Consider the following 12,010-nt stretch of genomic DNA (forward strand, 5'->3'; position numbering starts at 1 on the left):
CGGCCCCCCCGGGTTGTTACGGCGGGGGGTTACACCTGTGGCCGGGGGGGGGCAACCCCCCCCCCGTGTACCGGGGCCCGCCCCCGACCGGGGGGGGGCCGGGCGACGCTGCGTCGCCCGGCACGGCATCGGGTCAGCGCACGTCGACCCGGTCACTGGAGCTGGTGGTGCCCAGCAGCGCCGAGTTGGCGGTGAACACGGCCCGCCAGCTGCCGTCCTTCTTGGCGGTGAACGCCTTGGAGAACGCGCCCGCGCTGTTGGTGCGGGTGGTGGCGAGCTTGGTCCAGCTGCGGGCGCCATCGGCCTTGAACCAGATGCTCACCGACTCGTTGGCCGCCTTGCGCCAGCTTCCGTCCAGCTTGGTGAGCGCGCCCTTGACCGTGATCTTGCTGCCCTTGCGGACCGGCTCGGGGCTGGCGTTGAGGCCGGTCACGGCGGTACGGAGCCGGACGTCCACGTAGTCGGCGCCGCTGACCGAAGCGGCCCGGTCGGCGGTTCCGGCGTACCTGGCCCGCCAGTCGCCGTCCTTGGCGGCGGTGATGCCCGCGGAGAACGCGCCGTTGGTGCCGGTGGTGGCGCTCGCCGCGCGGCTCCAGGCGGTGCTGCCCTTGGCCCGGAACTCGACGACGACGCCGGTCCGCGCCACCGCACGCCAGGTCTCGTTGGTGGCGCCGACGGCCTGGAGGGTGCCCGTGACGGTCACCTTGCTGCCCTTGGCGACCGGCTCGGGACCGGCGTTGAGGCCGGTGATGCGGCTCGGCACGGCCTTGACGGACAGTGCGGCGGACCGGGTGCTCACCTCGCCCGCGGCGTTGGTGAACACGGCGCGGTAGAGGCTGCCGTTCAGGGCCCCGGTGGCCTTGACGGTCAGGGTGGTCGAGGTGGCACCGGACACCGCGCTCCAGGTGGCGCCCCGGTCGGTGCTGCGCTCCCAGCGGACGGAGTCGGAGTCCTCGGCGGCGGCCCGGAAGGTCGCCGTCGCTCCGGAACGCACGGTCTGGGCGGACGGCTGCGTGGTGACACGTGCGCTGCCGAAGCGGAGCGCCCGCTCCACGTCCTGGGCGCGCGAGGGCATCCAGGTGGCGTCGTTGCGGTCGTGCGAGTTGAAGCTGGTCACGAAGCAGGCGGTGGCGGTGCAGTCGACCGGAGTCGCCAGGGCCCCGGCCGGAGTGAAGGTCTGGGTGAGCTTCAGGGTGGTGGTGAAGGTGCCGTCCGCGTCGACCTGACGGATGTACGCCGCGTTCCCGAAGACACTGGGGTACGTGGTGCCCGGCAGCGCGATCGACTGCGCCAGGTAGACGCCCTTGCCCGGACGGTAGCCGCTGCCCTTGACGGTGACCTCGGTCTCGGCACCGAGGCCGGAGACCTGGCTGACGGTCAGGGTCGGGGTGCTGACGGTGCCGTCGAGGCCGAGCGGGTCGAGAGCGATCCCGGGCTCGTACATCGGCTGGCCCTGGTTGCTGAAGACCTGCGCGCCCTCGGAGGTCAGCTTCGTGGTGATGTCGCTCCAGTCGAGCCGCGATGCGGTCAGGGAGCCCGGGGCGGCCGTGAGGGTGGCGAAGGGCACGGCGGTGGCGCTCGTGGGCTCCTTGCCGTCCAGCTCGGTGCGCACGTCCACGTACAGCGTGCCCGTGCCGTCCTTGAGGACGACCCGCGGCTTGGCCAGCGTGATGCCGGTGATGCCGTGGGCGGGAACCGCGTAGGTGACCGACCCATCGAACAGGACGTCCGCGGACGCCTTGGCGGGGTTCACCGCACCGTGCAGGACGGGGTAGGAGACGACTCCGGTCGTGCCCGAGGCGGTGGCGCCGCCGGCCGTGGTGACGGTGCCCCCGAGGCCCGTCACGTAGCGGAACCAGGAGGTCTTGAATCCCCACCCGGCCTGGCCGGTGAGCAGGATCGGGGAGGCGGCGGTGGCGCTGCCGTCGGCCGGGGCGGGTGCCGCCTGGGCGCCGGACCTCAGGGCCGAGGCCACACCGGTGTCGACGGTGGCGGCGGTCGCGGTGAGGACGCCCGCACTCGTCGAGAGGGCGGTGAGGACCGCGAGGGCGGCCAGCCGGGTTCTGCGGTTGGTGGACATGCGGGGCATGTCTCCTTCGGAGGGGAGGGCACACGAAAGTGCCGGGCTGCGTCCGGAGCGGAACACACACGGAACGGAAAAGGGCGTGGGGAACGGCTCCTCGGAGTGGGGGAACCCGGGGCCGACAGCGATCATATTAGGTGAGGCTTACCTAAAGTGCCATCATCGGTGCGGCACCGGATCGCTCGCCCCGATGCGGGTGCGCCGCCCTCAGGCTCCGGAGGCCGTCTCGGAAACCGTCAGCGACGCCACGGATGCCACGGACGATCCGGGCGGTGCGGGTGGTGCGGGTGGTGCGGTGCCCGGTCCCGGGTCGTACGCACGCACCGCGTCCAGGTACTCCGCGATGGCGTCCCGGTTGCGGACCAGACACGCGACCCGCTCCGTCATGCGGTCGCGCTCGTGCTCCAGGGTCGCGATCATCTCCGCGGTGGCGTCCGGGAAGTAGATGGTTCGGGGCTTGTCGAGGCAGGGCAGGATCTGTTTGATGATCCGGGTGGGCAGCCCGGCGTCGAGCAGGCCCCGGATCTGGAGCACCCGGTCGACGAAGCGTTCGTCGTACGAGCGGTAGCCGTTCGCACAGCGCTCGGCGACGATGAGCCCCTGCTCCTCGTAGTAGCGCAGCAGTCGACGCGAGGCGCCGGTGCGTTCCGACAGTTCTCCGATGCGCATGGGCGGGCTCGCTCCCCTGGCGGACTCGGGTGACTTAACCTTCACATCAATGTGAACGTTTCAGCGTAGCCGGCATGTCAACCCGCGATCCGAACCTCCTCCTTGACCCTCCGTCCGACCGGCGCCGGGACCGGCTCCCGATGGCGGCGCTGCTCGCGCTGTCCACCGCCGTCTTCCTCACCAGCCTCACCGAGACCCTGCCCGCCGGAGTGCTCCCCGCCATGAGCGGCGACCTCGGCGTCGGCGAGTCCGCCATGGGGCAGTCGGTGACCGTCTATGCGATCGGCAGCGCGCTCACGGCGATCCCGCTGACCGCCGCCACCGCCGGGGTCCCCCGCAAGCGGCTGCTGCTCGCCGCGATGGCGGGGTTCGCCCTCGCCAACACGGTGACCGCCGTCTCCTCCCACTACCCGCTCACCATGGTGGCCCGGTTGCTGGCCGGAGTCGCCGCGGGCCTCGCCTGGGCCCTGCTCGCCGGCTACGCCCGGCAGATGGCCCCCGTGCACCTCCAGGGGAAGGCCATCGCCGTCGCCATGGCCGGCATCCCCGTGGCCCTCTCCCTGGGGGTGCCCGCCGGCACCTTCGTCGGCGACGCCCTGGGCTGGCGTGCGGCGTTCCTCCTCATGACCGGTCTCACCGTGATCCTGTTGGGGTGGATCGCGGTGAGCGTCCCGGAGTACGCGGGGCGCCGGGGCGGAGAGCGGGAGCCGATGCTGCGGGCCCTCGCCGTCCCCGGGGTCGCGTCGGTCCTCAGCGTGACCCTCGTCTTCGTGCTCGCCCACACGGTCCTCTACACCTACGTCGCCACCTTCCTGGACCACGTCGACATGGCGGACTCCACCGACCTCGTCCTGCTGACCTTCGGCGCCGCCTCGCTGCTGAGCATCTGGGTCGTGGGCGTGCGCATCCACCGTCAACTGCGAGCCCTCACCGTCGCCAGCGTGCTGCTGGTCGCCCTCGCCGCCGCGCTGCTCGCCGTGGTGTCGGACCGTGCGGCGCTGGTGTACGTCGCGGCGGCGCTCTGGGGCCTCGGCTGGGGAGGCGTTCCCACGCTGCTCCAGACCGCGGTCGGCGATGCGGGCGGCGACTTCGCGGACTCGGCGCAGGCCATGTTGGTCACCCTGTGGAACGTGGCCATGGCGGCCGGCGGAGTCGTGGGCGGTGTCCTCCTCGGTGTCATCGGGGCGCAGGCGTTCCCGTGGAGCGTGCTGGTGCTCATGGTGCCGGTGCTCCTGATCGTGGTGGTCGCCCGTGCCCACGGGTTCCCCGTCCGACGCGCGACGCACTGAGACCTGTGCCGTCGGCGCGACACCGGCCCGGGGTCACGGCAGCGGTGCGCCCCGGGCCAGCCAGCCGAGCAGATCGTCCGTGAGCGGCTCGCCGTCCGCCTCGATGTCGGGGCCGATGGCACCCGGTGCGAGCCGGTACAGCCGTCGGCGGTCGCGGCCGTGGCGGCGCATGAGCAGTCCGGCGCCCCGGCCGTCGTCGCCGACCAGCACCCAGTGGGGTGCGCGGCGCGCCACCTCGAAGCTCCCGTTGCGGCCCGCGAACAGGTGCGGGCCGTACACGTGCACGCCGTTGTCGAGCCGGGCGCCCGGGGTCGACCGCCACAGGCGGGCCAGGGCGGGCTGGGGGCCGTCGCCCAGCCCCAGTTGCCGTGCGGCCAGGACGGTGAGGAACCCGGCGAAGGACTCCGCCACCGGGTGCTCCTCGTCGACCGTCCCGTCGTGGCACACCACGGGCAGTTCGCCGTCCGGGAACTCCTTCCGACGGTCCAGGGCGAAGGAGTAGCCGTACCCGCAGTCCGGTTCGGCGCCGAACTGCAACCGGTCGCCGCGCAGCCGCCAGGGCGCGGTGATGAGGTCGTACGTGTCGTACCCCGGTACGTCGGGACCGACCGTGGCGAGGTCCGTGCCCGACACCCGGGTTCCGCCGACCTCGGTGAGCCACCACCGGTACGACGGGGGGAGCGGGCCCACCCTGGCCTCCGCGGCGACGGTCATCGTTTCCCGCGCCCCGCCCGCCGGCCCGTGACGGAACCCCGGCACGGTGTCGATCAGGTCGCGCAGCTGCGTCAGATCGGGTCTCACGGCACGCAGTGTGCCAGGGCTTCCGCTCGGGCGTCCGCCCCCGGGGGCGTCTGCGACGAGCGGTCGACCGACGGGTGCTCAGGGGCCTTCTCCCGCGGGGGCGTTGGGGGCGCTGCCTAGCGGGAATCCCTCTCTCATGATTAAAGTATGGCCTCATTATGAATGACGTACAGAAATCTTCGGACGATCTGGCTCGCGATGAACGCGGCCTCCTCTACAACCCCGGCGCGCGGGCCTCGATGAGTGCCTTCGCCCTCGACGGTGACACCCTCGCCCTGGAGGCGGTGGCCGCCCTCCGTTCGGCCCTCCAGGCGGTCGACCGGCTCCGTGCGCGGGGCGCGGGCAATCGCGGTCTCAGTACGGGCGCCCTCGACGTGCTGATGCGTCTGGGGGTGGCCCCGGACGAGGGGGTGACGGTCGGTGAGCTGGCCCGGGCCGGCGGGGTGAGCTCCCGCAACGTGACGGGGCTGGTGGACACCCTGGAGCGGGACGGCCTGGCCGCCCGGGTTCCCGACCGGCAGGACCGCCGGGCCGTGCGGGTGCAGATCACGCCGCGGGGCCGCACCTGGCTGGACGACTTCCGGCTACCGGCGCGGCGCGCCATGGAGTCGCTCTTCCGGGGCGTCGAGCCGGACGACGTCGCGGCGCTTCGGCACCTGTGTCTGAGCCTGGTGGAGAACCAGCGCCGCGTCGAGCGGTACCTGGAAGGGGGTGGTGCGACCGGGCGGGTCGTCGGCTGAGGCCCCCGACTGGAAACTCTAACGCTCGTACAATATTGTGCGAGCGTTAGAGTTTCTTGAGGGAAGGGGTCTCTCCGTCATGGCCAACGTCTATCGCGAACTGTTCCGGGCACCCGGGACCGTCGCCTTCTCGGCCGCGGGCTTCGTGGCCCGCATGACGATGCCGATGACCGGCATCGGGATCATCACCATGCTCGGGCTGCTCCGCGGCGACTACGCGCTCGCCGGCGCCGTCTCCGCCGCCTTCACGCTCTCCACCGCGCTTTGCGGGCCGCGCATCTCGCGCTGGGTCGACCGGGCGGGACAGCACCGGGTGCTGTGGCCCGCCGCCGGACTCAGCCTGCTGGCGCTGGGCGCACTGCTGCTCTGTGCGCGCTACGAGGCACCCGTGTGGTCGCTCTTCGTGTGTGCCGTGCTCGCCGGCGCGCTCCCCAACATGGCGGCGATGGTCCGGGCCCGCTGGACCCACATCCACCAGGGGTCCCCGCGCCTGCACACCGCCTACGCCTGGGAATCCGTCGTCGACGAACTCACCTTCGTGATCGGCCCCGCGCTCGCGGTGGCGCTGTCCACGGTGCTGTTCCCCGAGGCCGGCCCCCTGGCCGCCGCCGTACTCCTGGCCCTCGGCATCGCGTTGTTCGTCCCCCAGAAGGCCACCGAACCCCCTGTCGTCCGTGCCGAACCCCAGGCGGTCGCCGGCGCCGGCCGCTCGGTCATCCGCAACCCCTCGGTACGGCTGCTCGCCTCCGTCCTCGTGGCGGGAGGAGCCATCGTCGGCACGGTGGACGTGGTCAGCGTCGCCTTCGCCGAGGAGCGCGGCACGCCCGCGGGCGCCGGCGTCGTCCTGTCCGCCTACGCCGTCGGCTCGGCCCTCGCCGGACTGGTCTTCGGCGCCCGCACCCCACGGCTGCCGCTGCCCCGACTGCTGGTCATCGGCGCCGCGGGCACGGCCTGCACCACCCTCCCGCTGCTCTGGGCGGACGGCCTGCCGGGGCTCGCCGCCCTGGTGTTCGTCTCCGGTCTGTTCTTCGCCCCCACCATGATCGTGGTCATGGGCCTCGTCGAGCGCAGCGTCCCGGCCCCGCAGCTCACCGAAGGGATGACCTGGGCCATCACCGGTCTCAGCGTCGGTGTCGCCCTCGGCGCCGCCGTCTCGGGCAACCTGGTCGACCGGTTCGGTCCCGCATCCGGGTTCGTGGTGGCCGTCGTCGCCGGCGCGTTCGCCCTGCTGCTCTCCCTGACGGCGCGGGGGCCGCTCACCCGGACCCCGGCCGCCGGGCCCGCACCGGTGGCGGCCGGTGCGCCCACCGCGGACGGGCGCGGCTGACGGACGGGTAAGGTCGGGGCACACGGCGGGAACACGGGAGTACGCGGGTGAGTGAACCGACCACGGACGGCCGCCGGCTCAAGGGCGAGCGCCGCAAGAAGGAACTGATCGACGCCACGGTCCGGGTCGTCGCCCGGGACGGGGTCGCCGGGGTCAGCCACCGGGTCGTCGCCCGGCAGGCCGGGCAGCCCGCCACGGCCGCCGCGTACTACTTCAAGAACATCGACGACCTCCTCACGGCGGCCCTCACCGACTGCATGGCACAGGACGCCGCGCGGATGCGCGCCCTGGCGGCGGGAACCGACGGCGGCCCGGTCGGACTGCGCGCGCTCGCCGAACTGATGGCCGCCGTGGTCGTCCACCCCGACCACCTGCTCGCCGAGTTCGAGCTCTACCTGCTCGCCGCCCGCCGACCCGAACTCAGGGAGGCGACCGACGACTGGCTCGCCGCGATCGACGAGTTCGGCCGTCGCTACACCGACGACCCGGTGCGCCTGCGCATCCTGGCCGGCGTCATGGACGGACTGCTGATGCAGGCCCTCCTCACCGACGACCCGCCGAGCGTCGACGCCTTCGAGGACGTACTCCGGCAGGTGCTGCTCTGACGGGTCGTCACCCCCGGTCGTCGGGGTCGCCCGGGAGTCGTTCGAAACGGTAGCGGGCCGGGAGCGCAGCGGCCGGACGATTCCGCCGCTGGACCCCATCTCCTGCTAACTTCCACCGAGTTTGGTTCCAGGAGGAAGAGGGAACAGACATGCGCGCACGGACCTGGCGGACCGCGGCTACGGCCTTTGGCGCGGCCCTGATGCTCGCCGTGTCGGCCGCCCCGCCCGCGGTCGCCGAGAACGACCGCCGCACCGGGCCGTGGACCAGCGCCTGGGGGACCGCCCCGCAGCACCCCGCGGCGCCCGGCTCCCCGTGGGGCGGCTGGTCGGCCGAGGGGTTCACCGACCAGAGCGTCCGGCAGGTGATGCGGATCAGCGCCACCGGCTCCCACCTGCGCGTCCGGCTGTCGCACCGGTACGGAGCGCAGCCGATCCGCCTCGCCCGCGCCACCGTCGCCCGATCGGCGGGCGGGGCCTCGGTGCGCCCCGGGACCCTGCGCGACCTCCGGTTCTCCGGCCGGGCGGCCACCGTGCTCCCCACCGGCGCCGAACGCTTCTCCGATCCGGTGGCCCTGCCCGTCCGCGCGGGCGAGAAGCTCACCGTCACCCTCTACTTCGCCGCTCCGACCGGCCCCGTCACCCATCACGGGGACGGCCTCGCCACCAGCTACCGGGCCCGCGGCGACGAGACGCGCGGCACGGCGGGCGACGCCTTCGCCGGGGACACCAGTGCGTCGTTCTACCTGCTGGCCGGCGTCGACGTCACCCGTGGGCGCGGACCCGGCGCCGTCGTCACGTTCGGCGACTCGATCACCGACGGGTACGGCTCCACACCGGACACCGACCGGCGCTACCCGGACCGGCTCGCCGAACGCCTGCACGCCTCCGGTCGTCCCCACGGAGTCGTCAACGCCGGGATCAGCGGGAACCGACTGCTCACCGAATCCCCCTGTTTCGGAGCGGACGGACTCACCCGGTTCCGCCACGACGTGCTCGGCCGCGCGGACGTCCGCTCGGTCGTCGTGCTGCTCGGCATCAACGACATCGGGGCCGGCGGGGCGCCCGACTTCGGCTGCGGAAGCCCGCCCGCCGTCACCGCCGAACAGCTCATCGAAGGACACCGCGCCCTGATCCGGGCCGCGGAACGGAGCGGCGTCACCGCCGTCGGGGCCACCCTGACCCCCTTCAAGAACTTCCCCTTCTACTACACCCCCGACAAGGAACGGGTGCGCGACGAGGTCAACCACTGGATCCGCACCAGCGGGGCCTACGACACGGTGGTGGACCTCGACCGCGTCCTGTCCGACCCCCGCCCGGGCCGCGGCGACGAACTCGCCGCCCGCTACGACGTGGGGGACGGGATCCACCCCAACGACGCGGGCATGGACGCCCTCGCGGAAGCCGTCGCGGCCCGCCTGCCCCGCTGAGCGGCCCGTACCCGTCACTCCCGTGACCCCCCGTCGTTGGTCCTGGTGTCGTCCGGGCCCGGGGCGCGCCCACGCCGACTCCGGGCACCCGGCGAGCACATCGGCGCGATCGACCGCGACGCCGGTCCGGTCCACGGAGACAGGGGTACGTACATGTGGGGCATCCGTCGGGCCGGACAGCGGCTCGCCTCCGTGGTGCTGTCGGTGCTGTCGGCGGTGGCACTCTGCGGGACGGCGATCGTTCCCGCCGGGGCCACCGCCCACGGTCCGGTCCTCGACCGTGACTTCCCCGATCCCGACGTCGTCGAGGTGGACGGCACCTACCACGCCTACGCCACCAACAGCGGCGGCCGGAACACCACCCACGCCACCTCCCGGGACCTGACGCACTGGACCTTCCACGACGCCGACGCCCTGCCCGAGCTGGGCTCCTGGGCCGTGGCCGAACCCCGGGGCCGGGTCTGGGCGCCGGAGGTGTTCGACAACGGAACCGGGCTCACCATGCTCTACACCGCCCGGGACCGCGCGAGCGACCGGCAGTGCATCGGCGTCGCCCTCTCCGCCACGCCCGACGGACCGTTCCGGCCGACCGGTGACGGCCCGCTGATCTGCCCGGCCGCCGAAGGCGGAGCCATCGACGCGGCCAGCCACAGCGAAGGCGGCCAGCGCTACGTCCTGTGGAAGAACGACGGCAACTGCTGCGGGCGGGACACCTGGATCCACCTCCAGCGCGCCTCCCGGGACGGCACCCGGCTCACCGGCGAACCGATCAGGCTGCTCGGACGGGACCGGGACTGGGAGGGCGACCTCGTCGAAGCGCCCACCCTGGTCAAACGGCGCGACGGCGGCTACCTGCTCCTCTACTCGGCCCACTCCTACGCCGGCGACGCCTACGCCACCGGGTACGCGGTCGCGGACCGACTGACCGGCCCCTACACCAAGGCCGCCGCGCCGCTCATGACGACCGCCTCCTTCGACGGCACGGTCCGCGGCCCCGGCGGCCAGGACGTGGTGACCGGACCCGACGGCCGCGACCGCATCCTCTTCCACGGCTGGAGCGCCGACCGCACCCGGCGCGCCCTGTACGCCGCCGACCTCGGCTACGCCGACGGCCACCCGGTGGTGCGCGGCAGCAGGGTCTCCCACCAGGCGGAGGACGCGCAGGTGCACCGCGCCGTCGTCCGGGAGGCCGACCGGGCCCGGGGCGGACGCGCCGTCGGACACCTCGACCACCCCGACAGCCACGTCGAGTTCCGGGTCTTCGCCGCCTCCGCCGGTCGCCACGCCCTGTCGGTCCGGTTCGGCAACGGCTCCCTCGACGGGTCCGGCGCACCGGCGAGCGCCTCCCACCTGCTGACGGTCAACGGCGTCGACTCCGGAGCCGTGGAGTACCCGCACACCGGCTGGGACCACTGGCAGGAGGCGGGCACCACGATCGCCCTGCGGGAAGGGTGGAACACCGTGCGGCTGTCCAAGGGCGAGCGGTACGCCGAACTCGACGCCGTCGACGTGGCCTGAGGCGCACCGCCGCCCCGGTCAGGCCCACTTCTGATCGGCGCCGCGGTCGCAGGGCCGGGCGCGCAGTCCGTCGCCACCGTCGTGCAGGCACGCGCCGGTGGCCTCGTTCCTGAGTTCGGCCGCCGCCCCGTCGTCCAGCACGGTGAGCCGCCACCGCTGGGCCGCGGACGGGCCGCACGGCCCGGAGCGGAGCCCCTGCTCGTGGTGACCGACGCAGTCACCGGTCGCATGGTTGCGGAGCTGTGAGGTGCCGTCAGCGGAGGCCCGCACGGTCCACCGCTGGTACGGGAGGGCGTTGCACTTGAACGACCGCAGCCCCTCGTCCAAGCTGTCGTCGAGACAGGCACCGCTCGCCCGGTTGACGAAGAGCCGACCGGCGTCCGCAACCCGCGGTGTGTGGCGCGCGGCCTGCTCCGCCCCGTCCACGGACCCCGTCGGCGGGACGACGAGCGCCGTCAGCGCAGCACCCACCAACACGCCCGGCAGCGCCCCGGCCCCGGCCCACAGCCACTTGCCCCGCGGCCGGGCCATCGTCGCGCGCAGCCGTCGCACGGCCCCCGGCCGCTCTGCGGGCGCCGTGGGAACGGCGTCCACCGGCGGTTTCGGCTGACATCGGTCGGCGGCCTCCCACAGGGTCCGGTACGGCGCGGGGTCGGCGCCCAGCGCCCGGCACAGCTCCCGGACCGTCGACCACGGCGGCACCGTGCTGCCCCGAAGGTAGCGCGACAACGAGGAGTCGCTGATCGACACCTCGGACTCCAGCGAACGCAACGTACGCCCCGACCGCTGCTGCAACGCCCGCAAGGCGCCACCGAGTTCCCGGGCGGGACTGTCCACCCGCCGCTCACCGTCCGACATCCATGCCCCCGTCAACTGTGCCTGCGGCCACGAGCCCGTCCCAGCAGGCCGGTCCTGTCCCGGGACGGATACGTCCCAGCAGGTCAGCACCTTAGAGATCCCGACATCGGGGAAGCAATCGGGACAAGCTTGCGAGGGGTGGTCCCCGGTCCCACACTCGGAACCAGCCGGCTCCGGCGGCCCCCAGGGCGGCGAGGAGCCGGTGCCCGGACCCACGTGTCCCCTCGGGCGGGGCGAGCCGGCTGCCGCCCGGCGCGTCATCGACGTCCGTCGGACGAGTCCGTCCCCGAGGACGCGGTCCACCCGGTGCGGCACCGTCCTCCACGGCGCACGCCCGTGCCCCGCCCCTCGCCCGGAAGGGCGAACACGTCCACCGGGCACCACCGTTCCGTTCCATCCGACGAACCACCCGACGAAAGGGATCACCGTGCTGTTCTCCGACACCACCGAGGAAGCCACCACCGTCTACGAGCCGCCGATGCTGGCCGAGGCGGGGGACTTCGCCGCCGTCACCATGGGCCTGCCCAACTGGGGCAACGACTTCCGCTACACCTGCTGGATCATGGGCTGCGGCGAGTAGCAGGGCCCGCTCCACCGCCGCTCGTGGGCGCCGGGGGACCCCCCCGGGGCCCGGGCGGGGGGGCGCCACGCCGTGGGGGCCCGCCCCCCGGGGGGGGGCACCCCCCCCCCCGG

The 12,010-nt window shown here is 73.5% G+C and carries 11 protein-coding genes; 7 read left to right on the forward strand and 4 right to left on the reverse strand.

Going from position 1 to position 12,010, the window contains the following annotated elements; all coding sequences use genetic code 11:
• Positions 1–133 precede the first annotated feature (133 nt).
• Both ACFWIA_RS15015 and ACFWIA_RS15020 read right to left on the reverse strand, forming a co-directional pair.
• The gene (locus ACFWIA_RS15015) at positions 134–2,080 is read right to left on the reverse strand and encodes an HtaA domain-containing protein (RefSeq protein WP_387004287.1); all 1,947 of its coding nucleotides are present in this window, start codon (positions 2,078–2,080) and stop codon (positions 134–136) included.
• Between the two features lie 210 nt (positions 2,081–2,290).
• The gene (locus ACFWIA_RS15020; protein ID WP_387004290.1) at positions 2,291–2,752 is read right to left on the reverse strand and encodes a MerR family transcriptional regulator; all 462 of its coding nucleotides are present in this window, start codon (positions 2,750–2,752) and stop codon (positions 2,291–2,293) included.
• Positions 2,753–2,826: 74 nt separating this feature from the next.
• On the opposite strand from ACFWIA_RS15020, the gene ACFWIA_RS15025 reads away from it, so the two are divergent.
• Positions 2,827–4,041 (forward strand): MFS transporter, encoded by a 1,215-nt coding sequence (locus ACFWIA_RS15025; protein WP_387004292.1) that lies wholly within the window; start codon positions 2,827–2,829, stop codon positions 4,039–4,041.
• 33 nt (positions 4,042–4,074) lie between these two features.
• Here ACFWIA_RS15025 and ACFWIA_RS15030 read toward each other — a convergent pair whose 3' ends face one another.
• Entirely contained in the window at positions 4,075–4,842 is a 768-nt protein-coding gene (locus tag ACFWIA_RS15030) for an SMI1/KNR4 family protein (RefSeq protein ID WP_387004294.1), read from the reverse strand.
• 158 nt (positions 4,843–5,000) lie between these two features.
• Between ACFWIA_RS15030 and ACFWIA_RS15035 the strand changes: the two genes are divergently transcribed.
• From ACFWIA_RS15035 to ACFWIA_RS15055, 5 genes are all read left to right on the forward strand, one after another.
• Positions 5,001–5,582 (forward strand): MarR family winged helix-turn-helix transcriptional regulator, encoded by a 582-nt coding sequence (locus ACFWIA_RS15035; RefSeq protein WP_387004297.1) that lies wholly within the window; start codon positions 5,001–5,003, stop codon positions 5,580–5,582.
• A gap of 79 nt (positions 5,583–5,661) precedes the next feature.
• Positions 5,662–6,909 carry an MFS transporter gene (locus tag ACFWIA_RS15040; RefSeq protein WP_387004300.1) on the forward strand — a complete coding sequence of 416 codons (1,248 nt, stop codon included), beginning with the start codon at positions 5,662–5,664 and terminating at the stop codon, positions 6,907–6,909.
• Positions 6,910–6,956: 47 nt separating this feature from the next.
• Positions 6,957–7,514 carry a TetR/AcrR family transcriptional regulator gene (locus ACFWIA_RS15045; protein ID WP_387004303.1) on the forward strand — a complete coding sequence of 186 codons (558 nt, stop codon included), beginning with the start codon at positions 6,957–6,959 and terminating at the stop codon, positions 7,512–7,514.
• A gap of 149 nt (positions 7,515–7,663) precedes the next feature.
• Positions 7,664–8,941 carry an SGNH/GDSL hydrolase family protein gene (locus ACFWIA_RS15050; protein WP_387004306.1) on the forward strand — a complete coding sequence of 426 codons (1,278 nt, stop codon included), beginning with the start codon at positions 7,664–7,666 and terminating at the stop codon, positions 8,939–8,941.
• A 153-nt stretch (positions 8,942–9,094) separates the two neighbouring features.
• Positions 9,095–10,459 (forward strand): family 43 glycosylhydrolase, encoded by a 1,365-nt coding sequence (locus tag ACFWIA_RS15055; RefSeq protein WP_387004308.1) that lies wholly within the window; start codon positions 9,095–9,097, stop codon positions 10,457–10,459.
• Between the two features lie 18 nt (positions 10,460–10,477).
• Here the strand turns inward: ACFWIA_RS15055 and ACFWIA_RS15060 are convergent, their stop codons facing one another.
• The gene (locus tag ACFWIA_RS15060; RefSeq protein ID WP_387004311.1) at positions 10,478–11,317 is read right to left on the reverse strand and encodes a helix-turn-helix domain-containing protein; all 840 of its coding nucleotides are present in this window, start codon (positions 11,315–11,317) and stop codon (positions 10,478–10,480) included.
• 427 nt (positions 11,318–11,744) lie between these two features.
• Between ACFWIA_RS15060 and ACFWIA_RS15065 the strand changes: the two genes are divergently transcribed.
• Positions 11,745–11,897: a lasso RiPP family leader peptide-containing protein gene (locus ACFWIA_RS15065; protein WP_385492822.1), complete on the forward strand. Its 153-nt coding sequence runs from the start codon at positions 11,745–11,747 to the stop codon at positions 11,895–11,897.
• Positions 11,898–12,010 lie beyond the last annotated feature (113 nt).

The sequence above is a fragment of the Streptomyces sp. NPDC127068 genome, from assembly GCF_042724695.1.
Classification (GTDB): domain Bacteria; phylum Actinomycetota; class Actinomycetes; order Streptomycetales; family Streptomycetaceae; genus Streptomyces.